General features: G+C 58.9%; 22 protein-coding genes and 1 riboswitch. Of the genes, 14 read left to right on the forward strand and 8 right to left on the reverse strand.

Going from position 1 to position 21,769, the window contains the following annotated elements; translation table 11 throughout:
• The first annotated feature begins 39 nt into the window (after positions 1–39).
• Together hutU and hutH are read left to right on the forward strand one after the other, a co-directional pair.
• On the forward strand, positions 40–1,725 hold the full coding sequence (hutU, locus tag AB3N39_RS06300; protein WP_136195369.1) for a urocanate hydratase: 1,686 nt from the start codon (positions 40–42) through the stop codon (positions 1,723–1,725).
• On the forward strand, positions 1,725–3,245 hold the full coding sequence (gene hutH / locus AB3N39_RS06305) for a histidine ammonia-lyase (RefSeq protein WP_136195370.1): 1,521 nt from the start codon (positions 1,725–1,727) through the stop codon (positions 3,243–3,245). The genes hutU and hutH overlap by 1 nt, the downstream gene beginning before the upstream one ends.
• An 85-nt stretch (positions 3,246–3,330) precedes the next feature.
• Here hutH and AB3N39_RS06310 read toward each other — a convergent pair whose 3' ends face one another.
• Positions 3,331–3,807 (reverse strand): kinase inhibitor, encoded by a 477-nt coding sequence (locus tag AB3N39_RS06310; RefSeq protein ID WP_032674406.1) that lies wholly within the window; start codon positions 3,805–3,807, stop codon positions 3,331–3,333.
• Positions 3,808–3,855: 48 nt separating this feature from the next.
• The gene (gene bioA / locus AB3N39_RS06315) at positions 3,856–5,163 is read right to left on the reverse strand and encodes an adenosylmethionine--8-amino-7-oxononanoate transaminase (protein ID WP_136195371.1); all 1,308 of its coding nucleotides are present in this window, start codon (positions 5,161–5,163) and stop codon (positions 3,856–3,858) included.
• A gap of 68 nt (positions 5,164–5,231) precedes the next feature.
• Here bioA and bioB point away from each other — a divergent pair, with 68 nt between their 5' ends.
• The 4 genes from bioB to bioD are packed head-to-tail and all read left to right on the forward strand — an operon-like array spanning position 5,232 to position 8,859.
• Positions 5,232–6,272: a biotin synthase BioB gene (gene bioB / locus AB3N39_RS06320; protein ID WP_133294020.1), complete on the forward strand. Its 1,041-nt coding sequence runs from the start codon at positions 5,232–5,234 to the stop codon at positions 6,270–6,272.
• Positions 6,269–7,426: an 8-amino-7-oxononanoate synthase gene (bioF, locus tag AB3N39_RS06325; RefSeq protein WP_133294021.1), complete on the forward strand. Its 1,158-nt coding sequence runs from the start codon at positions 6,269–6,271 to the stop codon at positions 7,424–7,426. Before bioB ends, bioF begins: the two co-directional genes overlap by 4 nt.
• A complete protein-coding gene (bioC, locus tag AB3N39_RS06330) occupies positions 7,410–8,165 on the forward strand; it encodes a malonyl-ACP O-methyltransferase BioC (RefSeq protein WP_133294022.1) in 756 nt (251 codons plus the stop codon). The genes bioF and bioC overlap by 17 nt, the downstream gene beginning before the upstream one ends.
• Entirely contained in the window at positions 8,158–8,859 is a 702-nt protein-coding gene (gene bioD, locus AB3N39_RS06335) for a dethiobiotin synthase (protein ID WP_133294023.1), read from the forward strand. The genes bioC and bioD overlap by 8 nt, the downstream gene beginning before the upstream one ends.
• On the opposite strand, the gene AB3N39_RS06340 is transcribed toward bioD, so the two are convergent.
• The gene (locus AB3N39_RS06340; protein ID WP_133294024.1) at positions 8,822–9,544 is read right to left on the reverse strand and encodes an ABC transporter ATP-binding protein; all 723 of its coding nucleotides are present in this window, start codon (positions 9,542–9,544) and stop codon (positions 8,822–8,824) included. The two genes, bioD and AB3N39_RS06340, sit on opposite strands and share 38 nt — an antisense overlap.
• Before the next feature lie 752 nt (positions 9,545–10,296).
• Between AB3N39_RS06340 and uvrB the strand changes: the two genes are divergently transcribed.
• The gene (gene uvrB, locus AB3N39_RS06345) at positions 10,297–12,312 is read left to right on the forward strand and encodes an excinuclease ABC subunit UvrB (protein ID WP_008501138.1); all 2,016 of its coding nucleotides are present in this window, start codon (positions 10,297–10,299) and stop codon (positions 12,310–12,312) included.
• A gap of 41 nt (positions 12,313–12,353) precedes the next feature.
• Here uvrB and yvcK read toward each other — a convergent pair whose 3' ends face one another.
• Positions 12,354–13,262 (reverse strand): uridine diphosphate-N-acetylglucosamine-binding protein YvcK, encoded by a 909-nt coding sequence (yvcK, locus tag AB3N39_RS06350; RefSeq protein WP_127730109.1) that lies wholly within the window; start codon positions 13,260–13,262, stop codon positions 12,354–12,356.
• Between the two features lie 225 nt (positions 13,263–13,487).
• Positions 13,488–13,621, forward strand: a riboswitch (molybdenum cofactor riboswitch).
• Between yvcK and moaA the strand changes: the two genes are divergently transcribed.
• The 6 genes from moaA to AB3N39_RS06380 all read left to right on the forward strand — a co-directional run bounded on the left by moaA (position 13,609) and on the right by AB3N39_RS06380 (position 17,088).
• Complete coding sequence (moaA, locus tag AB3N39_RS06355) at positions 13,609–14,598, forward strand: GTP 3',8-cyclase MoaA (RefSeq protein ID WP_133294025.1); 990 nt, start codon at positions 13,609–13,611, stop codon at positions 14,596–14,598. (Overlaps the previous riboswitch by 13 nt.)
• 24 nt (positions 14,599–14,622) lie before the next feature.
• Complete coding sequence (moaB, locus tag AB3N39_RS06360; protein WP_115874539.1) at positions 14,623–15,135, forward strand: molybdenum cofactor biosynthesis protein B; 513 nt, start codon at positions 14,623–14,625, stop codon at positions 15,133–15,135.
• Between the two features lie 3 nt (positions 15,136–15,138).
• Positions 15,139–15,624 carry a cyclic pyranopterin monophosphate synthase MoaC gene (moaC, locus tag AB3N39_RS06365; protein ID WP_111963819.1) on the forward strand — a complete coding sequence of 162 codons (486 nt, stop codon included), beginning with the start codon at positions 15,139–15,141 and terminating at the stop codon, positions 15,622–15,624.
• Positions 15,617–15,862 (forward strand): molybdopterin synthase sulfur carrier subunit, encoded by a 246-nt coding sequence (gene moaD / locus AB3N39_RS06370; protein ID WP_111963820.1) that lies wholly within the window; start codon positions 15,617–15,619, stop codon positions 15,860–15,862. Before moaC ends, moaD begins: the two co-directional genes overlap by 8 nt.
• Position 15,863: 1 nt before the next feature.
• Positions 15,864–16,316 (forward strand): molybdopterin synthase catalytic subunit MoaE, encoded by a 453-nt coding sequence (gene moaE / locus AB3N39_RS06375; protein WP_133294026.1) that lies wholly within the window; start codon positions 15,864–15,866, stop codon positions 16,314–16,316.
• Positions 16,317–16,380: 64 nt separating this feature from the next.
• On the forward strand, positions 16,381–17,088 hold the full coding sequence (locus AB3N39_RS06380) for a Bax inhibitor-1/YccA family protein (RefSeq protein WP_069719576.1): 708 nt from the start codon (positions 16,381–16,383) through the stop codon (positions 17,086–17,088).
• A gap of 105 nt (positions 17,089–17,193) precedes the next feature.
• On the opposite strand, the gene AB3N39_RS06385 is transcribed toward AB3N39_RS06380, so the two are convergent.
• Genes AB3N39_RS06385 through AB3N39_RS06395 form a run of 3 tightly spaced genes read right to left on the reverse strand, consistent with a single transcriptional unit; the run spans position 17,194 to position 20,152 of the window.
• Positions 17,194–18,156, reverse strand: a complete 963-nt coding sequence (locus tag AB3N39_RS06385; protein ID WP_133294027.1) for a YbhN family protein — start codon at positions 18,154–18,156, stop codon at positions 17,194–17,196.
• Positions 18,156–19,394: a cardiolipin synthase ClsB gene (gene clsB / locus AB3N39_RS06390; RefSeq protein ID WP_111963823.1), complete on the reverse strand. Its 1,239-nt coding sequence runs from the start codon at positions 19,392–19,394 to the stop codon at positions 18,156–18,158. The genes AB3N39_RS06385 and clsB overlap by 1 nt, the downstream gene beginning before the upstream one ends.
• Positions 19,391–20,152: an endonuclease/exonuclease/phosphatase family protein gene (locus AB3N39_RS06395; RefSeq protein ID WP_115874543.1), complete on the reverse strand. Its 762-nt coding sequence runs from the start codon at positions 20,150–20,152 to the stop codon at positions 19,391–19,393. The genes clsB and AB3N39_RS06395 overlap by 4 nt, the downstream gene beginning before the upstream one ends.
• A 133-nt stretch (positions 20,153–20,285) precedes the next feature.
• Here AB3N39_RS06395 and AB3N39_RS06400 point away from each other — a divergent pair, with 133 nt between their 5' ends.
• Positions 20,286–20,696 carry a YbhQ family protein gene (locus tag AB3N39_RS06400; protein ID WP_023334980.1) on the forward strand — a complete coding sequence of 137 codons (411 nt, stop codon included), beginning with the start codon at positions 20,286–20,288 and terminating at the stop codon, positions 20,694–20,696.
• On the opposite strand, the gene AB3N39_RS06405 is transcribed toward AB3N39_RS06400, so the two are convergent.
• On the reverse strand, positions 20,658–21,764 hold the full coding sequence (locus AB3N39_RS06405) for an ABC transporter permease (protein WP_133294028.1): 1,107 nt from the start codon (positions 21,762–21,764) through the stop codon (positions 20,658–20,660). The genes AB3N39_RS06400 and AB3N39_RS06405 overlap by 39 nt on opposite strands.
• Positions 21,765–21,769 lie beyond the last annotated feature (5 nt).

Raw genomic sequence — 21,769 nt, forward strand, 5'->3', positions numbered from 1 at the left:
TATCTAAATGCATCATCTGTCCCCTATGAGGAGCACACAATGTCGTCAGGTAAATACCGCCAGCAGGACGTCCGCGCCGCGCGCGGCACCACGCTTACCGCCAAAAGCTGGCTCACCGAAGCCCCGCTGCGCATGTTGATGAACAACCTCGACCCTGAGGTGGCGGAGAACCCCCACGAGCTGGTGGTCTACGGCGGCATAGGCCGCGCCGCGCGCAACTGGGAATGCTATGACGCAATTGTAAAATCCCTGACCGAACTCGAACACGACGAAACCCTGCTGGTACAGTCCGGCAAGCCGGTTGGCGTGTTCAAAACGCATAAAAACGCGCCGCGCGTGCTGATCGCTAACTCTAACCTCGTGCCGCACTGGGCCACCTGGGAACACTTCAACGAACTGGACGCAAAAGGACTGGCGATGTATGGCCAGATGACCGCGGGGAGCTGGATCTACATCGGCAGCCAGGGGATCGTGCAGGGCACCTACGAAACCTTCGTGGAAGCCGGTCGCCAGCACTACAACGGCTCACTGAAAGGCCGCTGGGTATTGACCGCGGGTCTCGGCGGCATGGGCGGCGCGCAGCCGCTGGCCGCCACGCTTGCCGGCGCATGCTCGCTCAACATTGAGTGCCAGCAGAGCCGCATTGATTTCCGTCTGCGCACCCGCTACGTCGATGAGCAGGCAACCGATCTGGACGATGCGCTGGCGCGCATCAAAAAATACACCTCTGAAGGCAAAGCGGTGTCGATTGCCCTGTGCGGCAACGCGGCGGACATTCTTCCTGAACTCGTCGCCCGCGGCGTGCGCCCGGATCTGGTCACCGACCAGACCAGCGCCCATGACCCGCTGCACGGCTATCTGCCAAAAGGCTGGACGTGGGAAGAATATCAGCAAAAAGCGGAAACCGACCCGGAAGGCACGGTGCTTGCCGCGAAACGCTCCATGGCCGAGCACGTCTACGCCATGCTGGCCTTCAGCCAGATGGGCATTCCGACCTTTGACTACGGCAACAACATCCGCCAGATGGCGAAAGAGATGGGCGTGAATAACGCCTTTGACTTCCCGGGCTTCGTTCCTGCCTATATTCGTCCGCTGTTCTGCCGCGGCATCGGTCCGTTCCGCTGGGTTGCCCTGTCCGGTGACCCGGAGGATATCTACAAAACCGACGCCAAAGTGAAGGAGATCGTCGCTGATGACGAACATCTTCACCACTGGCTGGACATGGCCCGCGAGCGCATTAACTTCCAGGGCCTGCCGGCGCGTATCTGCTGGGTAGGGCTGGAGTGGCGTCAAAAACTCGGCCTCGCCTTCAACGAAATGGTGCGCAGCGGTGAAGTCTCCGCGCCGATCGTCATCGGCCGCGACCACCTGGACTCCGGCTCCGTCGCCAGCCCGAACCGCGAAACCGAAGCCATGCGCGACGGCTCGGATGCGGTCTCCGACTGGCCGTTGCTGAACGCTCTGCTGAATACCGCCAGCGGCGCGACCTGGGTGTCGCTGCACCACGGCGGCGGCGTGGGGATGGGTTTCTCCCAGCATTCCGGGATGGTCATCGTCTGCGACGGAACCGATGAAGCCGCCGCGCGTATCGCTCGCGTACTGCACAACGACCCGGCAACCGGCGTGATGCGTCACGCGGATGCGGGTTACGAAATTGCCATTGACTGTGCCAAAGAGCAGGGCCTTAACCTGCCGATGATCCCTGCCACACAAGGAAAGAATTAATGAACGCATTAACACTCACTCCCGGCTCGCTGACGCTCAAGCAGCTGCGTAACGTCTGGCGCAAGCCGGTCACCCTTTCGCTGGATGCAAGTGCCCATGCCGCCATTAACGACAGCGTCGCCTGCGTCGAAGCCATCGTTGCCGAAGGGCGCACCGCCTACGGGATTAACACCGGCTTTGGCCTGCTGGCGCAGACCCGCATCGCGACACACGATCTAGAAAACTTACAGCGTTCGCTGGTGCTGTCACACGCGGCGGGCGTGGGTCAGCCGCTGGATGATGAGATTGTCCGTCTGATGATGGTGCTCAAAATCAACAGCCTGGCGCGCGGTTTCTCCGGCATTCGCCTGAGCGTGATCCAGGCGCTGATGGCGCTGGTTAATGCAGAGGTCTATCCGTGGATCCCCGCGAAGGGCTCCGTCGGGGCCTCCGGCGATCTCGCGCCGCTGGCGCACATGTCGCTGCTGCTGCTGGGTGAAGGCAAAGCGCGCTGGCAGGGCGAGTGGCTTCCGGCGAAAGAGGCGCTGAAAAAAGCCGGCTTAACGCCGATCACGCTGGCGGCGAAAGAGGGGCTGGCGCTGCTGAACGGCACGCAGGCATCGACAGCTTTCGCGCTGCGCGGCCTGTTTGAAGCGGAAGATCTGTTTGCCTCGGCGGTGGTGTGCGGTGCGCTGACCACCGAAGCGGTGCTGGGCTCGCGTCGCCCGTTCGATGCCCGCATCCACGAGGTGCGCGGTCAGCGCGGGCAGATCGATGCCGCCGCGATGTACCGTCAAGTGCTTACCGACACCAGCGAGATCGCGGATTCACACCACAACTGTGAAAAGGTGCAGGATCCCTATTCCCTGCGCTGCCAGCCGCAGGTGATGGGCGCGTGCCTGACGCAGCTGCGCCAGGCGGCGGAGGTGCTGCTGGTGGAGGCCAACGCGGTGTCCGATAACCCGCTGGTGTTCGCCCAGGAAAACGAGGTGGTCTCAGGCGGTAACTTCCACGCCGAGCCGGTGGCAATGGCTGCGGACAACATCGCGCTGGCGATTGCCGAAGTCGGCGCGTTGTCCGAGCGCCGCATCGCGCTGATGATGGATAAACACATGTCCCAGTTGCCACCGTTCCTGGTGCGTAACGGCGGGGTCAACTCGGGCTTTATGATTGCTCAGGTGACGGCCGCAGCGCTGGCAAGCGAGAACAAAGCCCTGTCGCATCCGCACAGCGTGGATAGCCTGCCAACGTCTGCAAACCAGGAAGATCACGTTTCGATGGCACCGGCTGCCGGGCGTCGTCTCTGGGAAATGGCCTCCAACACCCGCGGCGTGCTGGCGGTGGAATGGCTGGCGGCAAGTCAGGGTATCGATCTGCGTGAAGGGCTCAAATCCAGCCCGCTGCTGGAGCAGGCGCGCCAGGTGCTGCGCGAGCACGTATCGCATTACGACGACGACCGCTTCTTTGCGCCGGATATTGATAAGGCGATGCAGCTTCTGGAAGAAGGGCGGCTGGTGGGTCTGCTACCTTCGGTGCTGTGATTTTTTTGCCCGGTGGCGCTGCGCTTACCGGGCCAACGAATGCGAAATCCAGGCCGGGTAAGGCGTAGCCGCCACCCGGCTTTTTTTACGAATACATCGCCGTAATCGACGCGCTCCCCAGGGAATGGAAATGCACGTTAAACCCGACCATCGCGCCGCTCGCGCCTTCATCGACGTCAATCTTCTCCACGTCCAGCGCGTGCACCGTGAAGATGTAGCGGTGGGTTTCCCCTTTTGGTGGCGCCGCGCCGCCGTAGCCCGCTTTACCAAAATCGGTGCGCGTCTGAATCGCGCCCTCAGGCAGGGCAACCAGGTCAGAGCCGGAACCCTGCGGCAGGACGCGCGTGTCGGCAGGCAGGTTCGCCACGATCCAGTGCCACCATCCGGAACCGGTTGGCGCATCCGGGTCGTAGCAGGTCACGACAAAGCTTTTGGTGCCTGCCGGAACCTCGTCCCACGCCAGGTGCGGGGAGATATTATCTCCCTGATACCCCATGCCGTTGAAAACGTGCCGTTCCGGGAGTTTTTCTCCGTCGCGCAGATCTTTACTGATGATTTTCATACGGTTTACCCTTGTTGATCGCTCGTTCAGCAAGTGTAATGCATTGGGTTAAATCATGAAATGCGCGGGAATGTTAACGGCTGTTACAACCGCGTCGGTTAATTTTCGAAGCTGCTCTGGCGTGATGCTGTACGGCGGCATCAGGTAGATAAGCTTGCCGAAAGGCCGCACCCACACGCCCTGGTCCACAAAGAAGCGCTGCAGCGCCGCCATATTCACCGGATGGGTGGTTTCAATCACCCCGATGGCGCCCAGCACGCGCACGTCCGCCACGAAATTCGCGCCCGAGGCGGCGCTCAGCTCCGCTTTCAGCTGCGCTTCTATCGCCGCAACCTGCGTCTGCCACTCGCCGCTCTCCAGAATCGCAAGGCTTTCACTCGCCACGGCACAGGCCAGCGGGTTACCCATAAACGTCGGACCGTGCATAAAGCAGCCCGCTTCACCGTCGCTGATGGTGTCGGCCACCTGGCGGGTCGTGAGCGTGGCGGAGAGCGTCATGGTGCCGCCCGTCAGCGCTTTGCCGAGGCACAGAATATCCGGGGCGATACCCGCATGCTCGCAGGCAAACAGCTTGCCGGTGCGGCCAAAGCCGGTGGCAATCTCATCGGCAATCAGCAGAATGCCCTCGCGGTCGCACATCCTGCGAATACGCCTCAGCCATTCCGGATGGTACATCCGCATTCCGCCCGCGCCTTGCACAATAGGCTCAAGGATCACGGCGGCAATCTCATGACGATGCGCCGCCATCAGCCGCGCGAAGCCGACCATGTCCATCTCGTTCCACTCGCCGTCGAAGCGGCTCTGCGGCGCAGGGGCAAACAGGTTTTCCGGCAGATACCCTTTCCACAGGCTGTGCATGGAGTTCTCCGGATCGCAAACCGACATCGCCCCGAAGGTATCCCCGTGATAGCCGTTGCGGAAGGTGAGTAACCGCTGGCGCGTTTCGCCTCTGGCGTGCCAGTACTGCAGCGCCATTTTCATCGCCACTTCCACCGCCACGGAGCCGGAATCGGCCAGGAAGACGCACTCCAGCGAGTCAGGCGTCATCGCTACCAGACGGCGGCATAAATCCACCGCGGGCTGATGGGTGATCCCGCCAAACATCACGTGCGACATCTGGTCAATCTGGGCCTTCATCGCCGCATTCAGGCGCGGGTGGTTGTACCCGTGAATCGCCGCCCACCACGAAGACATGCCGTCAACGAGCCGCTCGCCGCTGGCGAGGTGCAGCTCGCAGCCGTGGGCGGAGGCAACCGGATAGACGGGAAGGGGGCGGGTGGTGGAGGTGTAAGGGTGCCAGATATGCTGCTTGTCGAAGGCGAGATCGTCCTGGGTCATAATCGACTTGTAAACCATTTTGAAAAGTTTTAGGTTTACGAGTATAAACCGAACCGAAAATTAACAAAACCCTTTGGAGAAGCCCGATGGCTCACCACGCACGCTGGACGATGTCGCAAGTTACTGAATTATTCAACAAACCTTTCCTTGAGCTGATGTTCGAAGCCCAACAGGTGCATCGTCAGCACTTCGATCCCCGCAATGTTCAGGTCAGCACGCTGCTGTCGATCAAGACCGGCGCCTGCCCCGAAGACTGCAAATATTGCCCGCAGAGCGCGCGCTACAAAACCGGTCTGGAGTCAGAGCGCCTGATGGAAGTCGAGCAGGTCCTCGACTCCGCGCGCAAGGCGAAAAACGCCGGCTCGACCCGCTTCTGCATGGGCGCGGCGTGGAAGAACCCGCACGATCGCGACATGCCGTATCTGGAGCAGATGGTGAAGGGCGTGAAGGAGATGGGCCTCGAAGCCTGTATGACGCTCGGTACGCTCAACGAGGAGCAGGCGCAGCGCCTCTCGGCAGCGGGGCTGGATTACTACAACCACAACCTCGACACCTCGCCGGAATTTTACGGCAACATCATCACCACGCGTACCTACCAGGAGCGTCTGGATACGCTGGATAAAGTGCGTGACGCGGGGATTAAGGTCTGCTCCGGCGGCATCGTGGGCTTAGGCGAAACCGTGAAAGACCGCGCGGGCCTGCTGCTGCAGCTGGCGAACCTGCCGACCCCGCCGGAAAGCGTGCCGATCAACATGCTGGTGAAGGTCAAGGGCACGCCGCTGGCGGATAACGAGGACGTGGATGCGTTTGATTTTATCCGCACCATCGCGGTGGCGCGCATCATGATGCCAACGTCTTACGTTCGCCTCTCAGCGGGTCGCGAGCAGATGAACGAGCAGACCCAGGCCATGTGCTTTATGGCCGGAGCCAACTCCATCTTCTACGGCTGCAAGCTGCTGACCACGCCGAACCCGGAAGAGGATAAAGACGTTCAGCTGTTCCGCAAGCTGGGGTTGAACCCGCATCAGACCGAAGTGCTGACGGGCGATAACGAGCAACAGCAGCAGCTGGAGCAGCAGATTTTCAACGCCGACACCGAACAGTTCTACAACGCGGCAGCCGTATGACCTGGCAGGCACGTATCAACTCTGCGCTCGACGACCGTCGGGCGGCAGAGGCATTTCGCGTTCGCAGGGTGGTGGAAAACGGCGCGGGCCGTTTTCTTACCCGTGAAGGCCAGCGGTTCTGCAATTTCTCCAGCAACGACTATCTCGGGCTGAGCCAGCATCCGGCCATTATCCGCGCCTGGCAGAAGGGCGCGGAGCGGTTTGGCGTGGGCAGCGGCGGATCGGGGCACGTCAGCGGGTACACCACGGCGCATCATGCGCTGGAAGAGGCGCTTGCCGACTGGCTGGGCTACCCGCGCGCGCTGCTGTTTATCTCCGGCTTTGCCGCCAATCAGGCGGTTATTACGGCCCTGATGGGGAAGGACGATCGCATTGTTGCCGATCGCTTAAGCCATGCGTCCCTGCTGGAGGCGGCAAATTTAAGCCCGGCTCAGCTGCGGCGTTTTGCCCATAACGATGCGGGACAGCTCGCAGCGCTGCTGGATAAACCCTGCGAAGGACAACAGCTGGCTGTCACCGAAGGAGTGTTCAGCATGGACGGCGACAGCGCGCCGCTTGCCGCGCTGCACGAGGCCGCAAAGCGACAGAATGCCTGGCTGCTGGTGGACGATGCCCACGGCACCGGCGTGATGGGCGACGAAGGGCGTGGAAGCGCGTATCAGCAAAACGTGAAGCCTGAACTGCTGATTGTCACCTTTGGCAAGGGCTTTGGCGTTAGCGGTGCCGCCGTGCTGTGCAGCGAATCCGTCGCCGACTATCTGCTGCAGTTTGCCCGACACCTGATCTACAGCACCAGCATGCCCCCGGCGCAGGCCGTTGCGCTGTCTGCGTCGCTGGCTGTGATACGCGGCGCGGAAGGGGATGAATGTCGCCAGCGGCTGGCAGAGCATGTTGCCCGCTTCCGTCAGGGATTAGCGGCGCTGCCTTTCCACAGTCCCGATTCGCAGAGCGCTATCCAGCCGGTGATTGTCGGAGAAAACGGCCGCGCGCTGGCGCTGGCACAGGCGCTGCGCCAGCGCGGCATGTGGGTCACCGCCATCCGCCCGCCAACCGTCCCACCGGGCACGGCGCGTCTGCGCTTAACCCTGACGGCGGCGCATGAACGACAGGATATTGAGACGTTGCTGGAGGCGCTCCATGATGCCGGTGAATAAGCAGGCCATCGCGGCGGCATTTGGCCGCGCCGCGCAGAGCTATTCGCAGCACGATGAGCTGCAGCGTCTGAGCGCGCAGGGGCTTCTGGCCGCGCTTGGCGAGAACCGTTTTCCACAGGTGCTGGACGCCGGCTGTGGTCCCGGCAGCAACAGCCGCTACTGGCGCGGGGCGGGAAGCCAGGTGACGGCTATCGATCTCTCAGCCCAGATGCTTGAAGAGGCGCGCCAGCAGCAGGCGGCGCATCGCTATCTGCTGGCCGATATCGAGGCGATCCCGCTGGCGGACGCGCAGTTTGATCTGGTCTGGAGCCATCTGGCGGTTCAGTGGTGCAGCAGCCTGCCGCAGGCCTTGCGCGAGCTTTATCGCGTCGCGCGACCGGGCGGGAAGGTGGCGTTTACCACCCTGCTGGAAAGTTCGCTGCCGGAGCTGAATCAGGCCTGGCAGGCAGTCGATGAACAGCCGCACGCTAACCGGTTTTTATCGCATGAGCAGGTGACGCAGGCGCTGGCAGGCTGGCGCGCTCGCAGCGTAGTGCAGACCATCACGCTCAATTTTAGCGATGCGTTCAGCGCCATGCGTTCGCTGAAGGGCATAGGCGCCACGCACCTGCATACCGGACGCGAGAAAAAACCGCTCACCCGCGGTCAGCTGCAGCGCCTTGAGCTGGCCTGGCCGCAGCAGCGGGGTCAATTCCCGCTCTCCTATCAACTTTTTCATGGGATTATCGAACGTGACTGAACGTTATTTTGTCACCGGCACGGACACAGAAGTGGGTAAAACGGTGGCCAGCTCGGCGCTGCTGCAGGCGGCACGGATGCTCGGGAAAAACACCGCCGGATATAAGCCAGTGGCGTCCGGCAGCGAGATGACGGCGGAAGGGTTACGCAACACCGACGCGCTGGCGCTCCAGCGTAACAGCACCCTTGAACTCGCCTATTCCGCGGTGAATCCGTACACCTTTGCCGAGCCGACCTCGCCGCACATTATCAGCGCCGATGAAGGTCGTCCGATTGATTTCGCCGTGCTGTCCGCCGGATTGTGGACGCTGGAAAATCAGGCCGACTGGGTGCTGGTGGAAGGGGCTGGCGGCTGGTTTACGCCGCTTTCGGACACGCAGACGTTTGCCGACTGGGTGAAGTCCGAGCAGCTTCCGGTCATTCTGGTCGTCGGCGTCAAGCTGGGATGCATCAATCACGCCATGTTGACCGCGCAGGCCGTACAGCAGGCCGGACTGCGTCTGGCGGGCTGGATAGCCAACGACGTGGTTGCGCCGGGTAAACGCCATCAGGAGTATCTGGCGACGCTCAGGCGCGTCCTTCCCGCGCCGTGCCTCGGGGAAATCCCCTGGCTTGCTGACGGCGCGGAAAATATCGAAACCGGGCGTTATCTCGATCTCAGCGTCTTGCTTCCCGCGACATCCAGTGCGCGATAAGCTCGTCATCCAGTTCGTTAACGTGGCCCTGCGCCACGTTACGCCCGCGATAGAGCATACAGAAACGGTCAGCCACCCGGCGGATAAACGACAGCTGCTGCTCCGTTAACAGCACCGTCATACCTAACTCCCGATTTAAGCGCACCAGAAGCTGCCCCAGCTTCTGGGCGAAGCTGTGTCCTGCGCCGTGCAGGGGCTCATCGAGGATCAGCAGGGGAGGACGGTTCACCAGCGCATTAGCCAGCGCCAGCTGATACTGGTCGTCCGGAGAGAGCGTGTTGGCGCGGGTCTGTCGCACCCCATAGAGCGCCGGAAACAGGTCGTAAACGTCATTTTTTGCGTTCGGGTTAGGTTTCCCCGTCGCGCGCATGGCGATATGCAGGTTCTCCTCAATCGTTAGCTGCGAAAAGATCCGCCTGTCCTGCGAGACATAGCCAATCTCCGGGCCGGAACGCTGTTCTGGCGGCGGGTTTAGCAAATCACGCGGCGGCGCGCCCGCCTCATACCAGATGATGCTGCCGCTTTCGACAGGCACCTTCCCGGCGATGCAATTCATTAGGGTGGTTTTCCCCATGCCCGGCAGGCCAACGACGCCTGTACACATCCCTTGCGGAAAATCTAAATCCACGTTCCATAGCGTATGTTGACTTCCGTAAAACTGATTCACAGCACGCAGACTCAACATCTTTCTCTCCTTAAAAATGTGTGTAGGTGAGGCTCGCTGTTGATTCTGCAAAACCCCTGCCATAAAGCGGAAAGTGATTAAAAAAGCGACTTTTTTAGGAATAAGTCACCGGAAAGCGGTTTATAAAAAACCGGATTGCACATTGACGGTGCCGCCGGTAATGAGTTGTGGTGCAGAACCCGAAATGATGAAAATGTGAGCAAGATCCCATCGATTGGTTATGAATGACGCAACTGTTAATCAGCAAAAAATAGCTATAAAAATTTTTTGTCGCCGTCTCGTGGGAAAATCCGGGAATTTGCAGAGCGCCAGTCTGTATGGGCTGGAAGCAGTTATCCACTATTCCTGTGGATAACCATGTGCATTAGAGTTAGAAAACACGCGATAAGCGAGAGAAGACGCGGCTTTCGCCCAAATTGACGCGAAACGCGGCTTTAGAAAATATCGTTTATTTTTTAATTGCTTAGATAAAAGCAATTCCCGTCATGAAAGTGTCACCGGTTGCCATAAAACTATCATTACCTGGCTTGACAAATGTTAAAAAAGAAAAAGTTCTGGGGATAACCTGACCTGACTGGTGTTTTATGTTGCCACTGTCCAAATTTTGGCCGCTATCGCGCTAATCATTCAGGCGCTATGCTAAATATCCTGACATGCTACTGGTTTTTCATCCAGTGTTTTTTACTGGCATTCCTGGCAACAAGGAGTAAAATTACACACCTGCCGCTTATAACGTCATCAGGTTGTCGCCCATGAGTAAACCGTTCAAATTGAATTCTGCTTTCCGTCCATCAGGCGATCAGCCTGAGGCGATCCGTCGTCTGGAAGAGGGGCTGGAAGATGGGCTGGCGCACCAGACGCTGCTGGGGGTAACCGGCTCGGGTAAAACGTTCACCATCGCCAACGTGATTGCGGATCTTCAGCGCCCAACGATGGTGCTGGCACCCAATAAAACCCTGGCGGCGCAGCTATACGGCGAAATGAAAGAGTTCTTCCCGGAAAACGCGGTGGAGTATTTCGTCTCCTACTACGATTACTACCAGCCTGAAGCCTATGTGCCGAGCTCTGACACCTTCATTGAGAAAGATGCCTCGGTGAACGAACACATCGAGCAGATGCGACTGTCGGCCACAAAGGCGCTTCTGGAGCGTCGTGATGTGGTGGTCGTTGCCTCGGTTTCCGCGATCTACGGTCTTGGCGATCCGGATCTCTATCTCAAGATGATGCTGCACCTGACGCAGGGGATGATCATCGACCAGCGTGCGATTTTGCGTCGTCTGGCGGAGCTGCAGTACACCCGCAACGATCAGGCCTTCCAGCGCGGCACCTTCCGCGTGCGCGGCGAAGTGATCGACATCTTCCCGGCAGAATCGGACGATATGGCGCTGCGCGTCGAGCTGTTTGACGAGGAGGTCGAGCGCCTGTCGCTCTTCGACCCGCTGACCGGACACGTTGAGTCAGTGATCCAGCGCTTCACCATCTACCCGAAAACGCACTACGTGACGCCGCGCGAGCGTATCGTACAGGCGATGGAAGAGATCAAAGTGGAGCTGGCGGAACGCCGTAAGGTTCTGCTGGCGAACAATAAGCTGCTCGAAGAGCAGCGCCTGAGCCAGCGTACCCAGTTTGACCTTGAGATGATGAACGAGCTGGGCTACTGCTCCGGCATTGAAAACTACTCGCGCTTCCTCTCCGGGCGCGGGCCCGGCGAGCCGCCGCCGACGCTGTTTGATTACCTTCCGGCCGACGGTTTGCTGGTGATCGACGAATCCCACGTCACGATCCCGCAGATCGGCGGGATGTACCGCGGCGACCGGGCGCGTAAAGAGACGCTGGTGGAGTATGGTTTCCGCCTGCCGTCAGCGCTGGATAACCGTCCGATGAAGTTTGAAGAATTTGAGGCGTTGGCGCCGCAAACCATCTACGTCTCGGCCACGCCGGGCAACTACGAGCTGGAAAAATCCGGCGATGAGGTGGTGGACCAGGTGGTGCGTCCGACTGGATTGCTGGACCCGATTATCGAGGTGCGTCCGGTGGCAACGCAGGTGGACGACCTGCTCTCTGAGATCCGCGCCCGTTCCGCCATTAACGAGCGCGTGCTGGTGACCACGCTCACCAAGCGTATGGCGGAAGACCTCACCGAGTATCTCGAAGAGCACGGCGAGAAGGTGCGTTATCTTCACTCGGATATCGATACCGTGGAGCGCATGGAGATCATCCGCGATCTGCGTCTGGGCGAGTTTGACGTGCTGGTAGGGATCAACCTGCTGCGAGAAGGTCTGGATATGCCGGAGGTCTCGCTGGTGGCGATTCTGGACGCGGATAAAGAGGGCTTCCTGCGTTCCGAGCGTTCGCTGATTCAGACCATTGGCCGCGCCGCGCGTAACGTCAACGGTAAAGCGATTCTGTACGGTGACAAAATTACCCCGTCGATGGCGAAAGCGATTGGCGAGACGGAACGCCGCCGCGAGAAACAGCAGCGCTACAACGAAGAACACGGCATTACGCCGCAGGGGCTGAACAAGAAGGTGGTGGATATTCTGGCGTTGGGTCAGAACATTGCCAAAACCAAAGCGAAAGGCCGCGGCAAGGCGCGTTCAGTGGTGGAAGAAGATACCGTCGTGCTGACGCCGAAAGCGCTGCAGCAGAAAATCCACGAGCTGGAAGGGCAGATGATGCAGCACGCGCAGAACCTGGAGTTCGAAGAGGCGGCGCAGATCCGCGACCAGCTTCATCAGCTGCGGGATCTGTTTATCGCGGCATCGTAGGTTGGTTTTGCCCGGTGGCGCAGCGCCACCGGGTTTTATTGTCAGCCCAGCGCCTGAATCGCCTTCTCCAACGCCTCGCGCAGCAGATGGCGATCGTGGCGATATTTGATATCTGAAGCCTCCAGCGGCTCCTGAATCACTACACGATCGCCGATGCCGGACACATCCACCTTCGGCCCAACCACCACGCCGTCAATGATCTTCTTACCGACGTAATGCTCCATCAAGCTGAGTTTATCCGCCAGCGACAGGCTTGCGGCTGCCGGACTCAGCTCACGGCCTAAATTGCCGATGTAAACCATCGGGGCAGGAGTGCGGCGCAGCGCCTGTGCCAGCTCTTTCACCAGCAGAATGGGCATCAGGCTGGTGTAAAAACTGCCCGGACCGATCAGGATAAGATCCGCTTCCCCGATGGCCTCCACCGCTTCTCGCGTGGCGGGCACGCTCGGATAGGTCATCAACTCCGCTGGCGGCAGGAGGAGCTGGTCGATATTCACCTCGCCGTAAACTTCATGCCCTTCGGCGTCGATGGCCATTAAGTCAACCGGTTGTTCAGACATGGGGATCAGGAATGCGTCCACTTTCAGCAGATTACGGATCAAGTTAATGGCTTCCAGAGGCCGTACGCTCAGGTGATCCAATGCCTTTAACATCAGATTTCCAAGGTTATGCCCGGAAAGTTCGCCATTGCCGCCAAAACGGTACTCAAACATCGCCGATGCGACGCTCGGCTCGGTAATTAACTGGTTCAGGCAGTTGCGCATATCTCCCCAGGCAATGCCGCCTTCGGCACGACGAATGCGCCCGGTTGAGCCGCCGTTATCGGTGGTAGTCACTATCCCTGTCAGCCTTGAGCCGAGTGACGATAAAGAGGACATAACCCGGCCTAAGCCGTGTCCTCCGCCAAGAGCGACCACTCGGTCAAGATCCGCAAAAGTGCGATTGCGCATACGTATTCCTTATCACGTTCGATCGCGTAACAGTAACCTAACTACCCCTAAAAGACGATGCCTCACCCGATGCAAAATGACGTATATCAATGTGAAAATGCGGTTTTTAGGTATTCTGTAGCGAAAATGCAGGATTGATTCGCTATATACGTAATTATATAGCGAGAAGCGACAATGGCGCCGTGAGAATTTCCGCGCTACTATCGCCCTAACCACGTTTTCAAAAATGAAAACATACACTCTAGCCCTTGTGCCTGTGTCGAAAGATATGGCGCTCTGGCCGTGGCGAATTTGCCACCAGGGTACAGAAAGAAATGACTGTGCCTCCCGATCTGGAAAGGTGTACATGGCTTCACAACTTACTGATGCTTTCGCGCGTAAGTTTTATTACTTACGTCTGTCGATTACCGATGTGTGCAACTTCCGTTGCACCTACTGCCTGCCCGACGGCTACAAACCGGGCAGCGTTACCAATAACGGCTTTCTCTCCGTGGATGAAGTGCGCCGCGTTACGCGCGCCTTCTCTGAGCTCGGCACCGAAAAAGTTCGCCTTACCGGCGGTGAACCCTCGCTGCGCCGCGATTTCCCCGACATCATTGCCGCCGTGCGTGAAAACGAACGTATCCGCCAGATTGCGGTGACCACCAACGGTTACCGTATGGCGCGCGACGTGGCCACCTGGCGCGATGCGGGCTTAACCGCCATTAACGTCAGCGTGGACAGTCTGGATGCCCGCCAGTTCCACGCCATTACCGGCCAGGATAAATTCCAGCAGGTCATGGACGGTATCGATGCGGCATTTGCGGCCGGCTTCGAAAAAGTCAAAGTCAACACGGTGCTGATGCGTGATGTAAATCATCACCAGCTCGATACCTTCCTGGCGTGGATCAAAACCCGCCCCATTCAGCTGCGTTTTATTGAACTGATGGAAACCGGCGAGGGCAGCGAGCTGTTTCGCCGCCATCACATCTCCGGCATGGTGCTGCGCGACGAGCTGCTGAAACGCGGCTGGATCCACCAGATCCGCCAGCGCAGCGACGGTCCGGCGCAGGTCTTCTGCCATCCTGATTACGAAGGCGAAATTGGGCTTATCATGCCTTACGAGAAAGACTTCTGTGCCAGCTGCAACCGCCTGCGCGTCTCCTCCGTGGGCAAGCTCCATCTCTGCCTGTTCGGCGACGGCGGCGTGGACCTTCGCGATCTGCTGGAAGACGATGCGCAGCAGGACGCGCTTGAAGCACGCATTTCTGAAGCGCTGACGCATAAAAAACAGACCCACTTCCTGCATCAGGGCAATACCGGTATTACTCAGAACCTGTCCTACATCGGCGGGTAATCAGGCTTAAGAAGGAATCAGAAGATGAGTCAGGTAAGCGCAGAATTTATCCCGACACGCATTGCTATTCTTACCGTTTCCGACCGCCGTGGCGAAGAGGATGATACCTCCGGCCACTGGCTGCGCGATGCGGCCCATGACGCAGGACATAACATCGTTGATAAAGCGATCGTGAAGGAGAACCGCTACGCCATTCGCGCGCAGGTCTCTCAGTGGATCGCCAGCGATGAAGTTCAGGTGGTGCTGATCACCGGCGGCACCGGCTTTACCGCAGGCGATCAGGCCCCCGAAGCGCTAATCCCGCTGTTCGACCGCGAGGTGGAAGGCTTCGGCGAAGTGTTCCGCATGCTCTCCTTTGAAGAGATTGGTACCTCCACGCTTCAGTCGCGCGCCGTGGCGGGCGTGGCTAACAAAACCCTGATTTTCGCCATGCCGGGCTCGACCAAAGCCTGCCGCACCGCGTGGGAAAACATCATCGCCCCGCAGCTGGATGCCCGTACCCGTCCGTGTAATTTCCATCCCCATTTAAAGAAATAAGCTATGTCACAACTGACCCACATTAACGCCGCTGGCGAAGCGCATATGGTGGACGTCTCCGCCAAAGCGGAAACGGTGCGCGAGGCGCGCGCGGAAGCGTTCGTCACTATGTTGCCGGAAACCCTGACGATGATTATCGACGGCAGCCATCATAAGGGTGACGTGTTTGCAACCGCGCGCATCGCGGGAATTCAGGCCGCTAAACGCACCTGGGATCTCATTCCGCTGTGCCATCCGCTGATGCTGAGCAAGGTGGAAGTGAACCTGCAGGCGCAGCCGGAGCACAATCGCGTGCGCATTGAGTCACTCTGCCGCTTAACCGGCAAAACCGGCGTGGAGATGGAGGCGCTGACGGCGGCCTCCGTTGCCGCGCTGACCATCTACGACATGTGCAAAGCGGTGCAGAAAGATATGGTGATTGGCCCGGTGCGTCTGCTGGCGAAAAGCGGCGGCAAATCCGGTGATTTTAAGGTGGACAGCCATGATTAAGGTGCTCTTTTTTGCGCAGGTGCGCGAGCTGGTGAATACCGATAGCCTGACGCTGGATGCGTCTTTTGATAACGTTGCTGCCCTGCGCGCGCATCTGGCGGCACAAAGCGACCGCTGGGCGCTGGCGCTCGACGAAGGCAAGCTGCTGGCCGCCGTTAACCAGACGCTGGTGGAATTCACCCATCCGCTGAACGCAGGGGATGAAGTGGCCTTCTTCCCGCCGGTGACAGGGGGCTAAGATGGCTGAAACCCGAATTCTGGTGAGTCATGAGCGTTTTAGCGTAGGGACAGAATACAGCTGGCTGGCGGAACGCGACGAAGACGGTGCGGTCGTGACCTTTACCGGCAAAGTGCGCAATCACAACCTCGGTGATAGCGTGAAGGCGCTGACGCTGGAGCACTATCCCGGCATGACGGAGAAATCGCTGGCGGAGATTGTCGACGAGGCGCGAGGCCGCTGGCCGCTCGGGCGCGTCACGGTAATTCACCGCATCGGCGAGATGTGGCCCGGCGAGGAGATTGTCTTCGTCGGCGTGACCAGCGCCCACCGCGGCAGCGCGTTTGCGGCAGGGGAGTTCATTATGGATTTCCTCAAAACCAAAGCCCCGTTCTGGAAGCGCGAAGCCACGCCGGAAGGGGATCGCTGGGTAGAATCTCGCGACAGCGATAAGCAGGCCGCCAGCCGTTGGTAGTTGGTTTACGTGGATGTGTTACTCTTAACGAGTGTGTCTACTTAATCTTAATCAGGAGTGAATCATGGACCGATTTCCGCGTTCCGATTCAATAGTACAGCAGACCCGTAGCGGCCTGCAGACGTATATGGCTCAGGTGTATGGCTGGATGACGGTTGGCCTGCTGCTTACCGCGTTTATCGCGTGGTATGCAGCGAACACGCCGGAGCTGATGATGTTTATCTTCTCCAGCAAAATCACCTTCTTTGGGCTGATTATCGCGCAGTTGGCGCTGGTGTTTGTGCTTTCTGGTCTGGTGCACAAGCTGAGTGCCGGCATGGCAACGACCCTGTTTATGCTCTATTCGGCGCTAACGGGCCTGACGCTTTCCAGCATTTTCATCGTTTACACCTACTCCTCCATCGCCAGCACCTTCGTGGTGACCGGCGGGATGTTTGGTGCGATGAGCCTGTACGGTTACACCACGAAGCGCGATCTGAGCGGCTTCGGCAGCATGCTGTTTATGGGGCTGATCGGGATTGTGCTGGCGTCGCTGGTGAACCTGTGGCTGAAGAGCGAAGCGCTGATGTGGGCTGTGACCTATATCGGGGTGGTGCTCTTCGTGGGGTTAACGGCCTATGACACCCAGAAGCTGAAAAACATCGGTGAGCAGATCGACGTGCGCGACAGTTCCAACCTGCGCAAATACTCGATTCTGGGCGCGCTGACGCTGTATCTGGACTTCATCAACCTGTTCCTGATGCTGCTGCGAATTCTTGGCAACCGTCGTTAAGATTGCTTTGCCGGGTGGCGGTGCTGTCTGGTGCCCTCACCTTGACCCTCTCCCACGGGAGAGGGAACAAACACTAAAAACGGCAACAAGGTTGCCGTTTTGCTTTTATTTCGCCAGCGCCTTCTCATTCTTCGCCCGTAACTTCTTCGCCCGGCTCTCCAGAACCAGATAGCAGACCGTTGCCAGCGCCAGCGGCAGGAAGTAATACAGCATGCGGTACGCCAGCAGGGCCGCAATAATCGTTCCCTGAGAGACATGCTCCCCGGCCAGCAGGGCAATAAACACCGCTTCCAGCACGCCGATCCCCGCCGGAATATGCACAATCACCCCGGCAATGCTGCTCACCAGCAGCACGCCCAGCACGAAGAAATAATTTACGTCCTCGCCAATCAGCAGCCAGATAATAGCCCCCATCGCCATCCAGTTGGCGCTGGAGACCGCCATCTGCAGCACCGCAAACTTCCACGAGGGCAGCACCAGCTTTTGCCCCTTGATGGTCATATGGCGGCGTCTGGCAAACGCGCAGGCCCATAGATACACGGCGATGATCAGCAGCAGTACGATGCCCAGAATGCGCAGCGTGGCCTCATCGATATACCAGTGCGCGGGCAGCTGCACCACGCCGATGGTGAAGATCACCCCGCCGAGCAGAATATAGCCCAGCCAGTTGGTGGTGATGCTTAACGAGAAAATGCGCGTGATGGTCCCGCCCGGCAGGCCGAGCCGCGAGTAGAGGCGATAGCGCATGCCAATCCCCCCAACCCAGGTGCTCAGCGTCAGGTTAAAGGCGTAGCAGATAAACGACACCAGCATCACCTGACGTTTGGCCAGCTTGTGGCCGCAGTAGGCGCGACCCAGCAGGTCATAGCAGCCGTACATCAGGTAGCTCACAATGACCAACCCTGCAGCGCCCAGCAGCACCATCCGGTTATAGTTGCGGATAACCTTCCACACCTCTTCCCAGTCAACTTTCTGCGCGTAGACCACCAGCAGAACCGCGACCGCAATAAAAAACAGCCATGTCAGGATCTTTTTTGCCAGCCGCCAGCGTGGATGCGATTTCGACATCAGGGTTTGCCTCCATCTTCCGCTTCTATGCGGTCCTGGGTTTCCATTTCGGGTTGTACCGGCGGGTCCACCTGCGCCAGCTTAGGCGTATGCGCCGGCAGCCAGCCGACCATCGCCGGGAAATGCCGCAGAAAGTGGAACACCACCACGCTGATGCCCAGGTTCCACCAGGTGCGTTTGGGAACCATGGACTCATCCACACGCACGCAGTCATTGACGATTAGCGCCTGCAGGTTATCCCGCAGGGTCTGATTAAACTGACGATCGTGAATGATCAGGTTGGCTTCAAGATTCAGCGACAGGCTCAGCGGATCGAGGTTACTGGAGCCCACGGTGGCCCAGTGATCGTCCATCAGCGCGACTTTGCCGTGCAGCGGCCGACGGCGGTATTCGTAGATCTGTACGCCGCCCTTCACCAGATAGTTATAAAGCAGCCGCGCCCCGACTTTGACGATCGGCATATCCGGTTCGCCCTGCACAATCAGCTTCACGCGTACCCCGCGCCGGGCCGCATTGCGCATGGCGTGCAGCAGGCGATAGCCCGGGAAAAAGTAGGCGTTAGCAATAATCACTTCGCGCTTCGCGTTGGCGAGCATCTTGAGATAATGACGTTCGATATCGTCCCGGTGCTCGCCGTTATCCCGCCAGACGAAAAGGGCCTGCGCTTCGCCTGGCTTCCGGTTCTCTTCCGGGCGATGACGTCGTCGCCACCAGCGGCGAACGGCCTCTTTCCCCGGCAGGTTCTCCAGCTCAAACAGCAAAATGTCCTGCACCACCGGGCCTTCAATGCGAATGGCGTAATCCTGCTTCGCTTCCGGACCGTAGTCGGACATATGCTCCGCGGAGTAGTTAATGCCGCCAACAAACGCCACCGTCTCATCCACCACCACAATTTTGCGGTGCATCCTGCGGAAAAGGTTGGTCCGCATGCCGAAAAGGCGAGGGCCGGGATCGTAGTAGCGGAACACCACCCCCGCGGTGGTCAGTTCGTTGACGAACGCATCGCTGAGGTCCGGCGAGCCATAGCCATCCAGCAGCACTTCAATTTTGACGCCGCGCTGGGCGGCGCGCAGCAGCACGCTGTGCAGCTGCTTGCCGACGTTGTCTTCGAACCAGATAAAGGTTTCGAGGATCACCTTCTGCTGAGCGTTATCAATCGCCTTAAACACGGCCGGGTAATACTCGTCCCCGTTGACCAGCAGCGTGATCCGGTTGCCTTCCTGCCAGGAACATTTCATAGGTGGATCTCCGCGCTGAGCGGCGCATGGTCGGAAAGATGCCGCCAGTTAAGGAGCGCCAGGGCGGTTGGGCTGCTGGCGTGGGCATTTTTCACATAGATGCGGTCAAGCCGCAGAAGCGGGAAACGGACCGGAAACGTGCGCGCAGGCCTGCCGTTGGCGCGCGTAAAAACCTCCTCCAGTCCGGCCTCCACCTTCAGCGGATGGTTTGCCCGCTGTCGCCAGTCGTTGAAGTCGCCCGCAACCACCACCGGTTCACCTTCGGGAAGCGCATTGGTCCATTCGGCCAGCATTTTCAGCTGCGCCTGACGATGGGCTTCGCGCAGGCCAAGATGAACACAGCCCACGTGGATGGGCAGCTCAAGGTCGGGCGGGGTAATGCGGCAGTAGAGCAGGCCGCGTTTTTCGCTCTCCCCGACGGAAACGTCGCGATTTTCATAATGTTCAATGGGATAACGCGACAGCACCGCGTTGCCGTGATGCCCTTCCGGATAGACCGCGTTGCGGCCGTAGGCGTAATCACTCCACATGGTGTCGGCCAGAAATTCATAGTGCGGCGTGTCGGGCCAGTTCTCAAAGTGAAGCGGATGCACTTCATGTGCGCCCATCACCTCCTGCAGGCAGACAATATCCGCGCTGACGGTGCGCACCGCGTCGCGCAGCTCCGGTAAAATGAAGCGGCGGTTAAATGCTGTGAAGCCCTTATGAATGTTTATCGTCAGCACCTTAAGCGAGAAATGCTGCATTTTTTTCGTCATAAGCTCCTTCCTGAGTGACTATCCCAATGAAAATAAAGTGTAGTCGGCGTCACAAAAAGATGCGGTGTTACGGAATTTTCCGTAAAGTGCGGTAGTCTGATTAAGCAGAGAAAAATCCTTCAGGAGAGAAGCCATGAAGTGGCAACAACGTGTTCGTGTCGCAACTGGCCTGAGTTGCTGGCAGATAATGTTGCATTTACTGGTCGTGGCCGTACTGGTGATGGGCTGGATGAGCGGCACGCTGGTGCGCGTTGGCCTGGGGCTATGCGTCCTTTACGGCGTCACCGTGCTGTCGATGCTGTTCTTACAGCGCCACCATGAAGCGCGCTGGCGCGAGGTAGGTGACGTGCTCGAAGAGCTCACCACCACCTGGTACTTTGGTGCGGCGATGATTGTTCTGTGGCTGCTGTCACGCGTGCTGCAAAACAACCTGCTGCTGGCCCTGGCGGGTCTGGCTATCCTCGCAGGGCCTGCGGTGGTCTCGTTGCTGACCAAAGAGAAAAAGCTACGCGATGTTGCGTCTAAACATCGCGTACGCCACTGAGCCCGTCGTGGCCGCTATGACCAGTAGCGGCCACAAACTTCCCCAGACGATATCCAGACTCGCATCCTTCAGATAGATTTGCTTGGTGATGTCCGTAAAGTGTCGAATCGGATTTACCCATGTCAGATCCTGTAGCCATACCGGCATGTTCTCGACGGGAGAAACATAGCCCGAGAGCAAAATCGCGGGCATCATAAAGACGAATACCCCGATAAACGCCTGCTGCTGCGTCGAGCAGAGCGCCGAGATCAGCAGCCCAAACCCCACCAGCGACAGCCCGTAAATCACCATCGTGAAGTAAAACAGCGCCAGCGAACCGGCGAACGGGATCTGATAGGCCCAAATACCGACTCCCAGCACGATGGTGGCCTGGAACGTCGCGACGATCAGCGCCGGCACCGCTTTGCCGACGAAAATTTGCCAGGTGGCGAGCGGGGAGACCAGCAGCTGATCCAGCGTGCCCTGTTCACGCTCGCGGGCGACGGAGAGAGAGGTCACAATCATCACCCCGATGGTGGTGATCATGGCGATTAGCGACGGCACCACGAACCACTTGTAGTCCAGATTAGGGTTATACCAGTTGCGCACCACCAGCTCGCTGTTGTTGAGCTTCGGTTTGCCGTCCATCAGCTCCTGCTGGTAATCCTTCACCACCTGCTGCAGATAGTTGGCGGCTATCTGGGCGCTGTTGGAGTTACGCCCGTCGAGGATCAGCTGCATCGGCGCGGTCTGGAAGGTATCCAGATTACGGGAAAAATCCGCCGGGAACCGCACCAGCAGCAGCGCTTTTTGCGTGTCGATGGTGGGCTGGATCTCCTTCGGGCTTTTCAGCAGCAGGATGTGGGTAAAGGCTTTCGCACGCGCAAAGCGCTGCGTTAGCTCGACGGAGTGTTTGCCGTTGTCTTCGTTGTAAATGGCAATGGTGGCGTTGGTCACCTCCAGCGTGGCGGCAAACGGGAACAGTAAAACCTGGATCAGCACCGGCAACACCAGAATGGCGCGGGTTTGCGGCTCGCGCAGCAGGGATTGCAGCTCTTTGCGTATTAACGTCCATAAACGGTGAAACATGCGCG

The organism is Enterobacter vonholyi (genome assembly GCF_040834095.1).
Lineage (GTDB): Bacteria > Pseudomonadota > Gammaproteobacteria > Enterobacterales > Enterobacteriaceae > Enterobacter > Enterobacter vonholyi.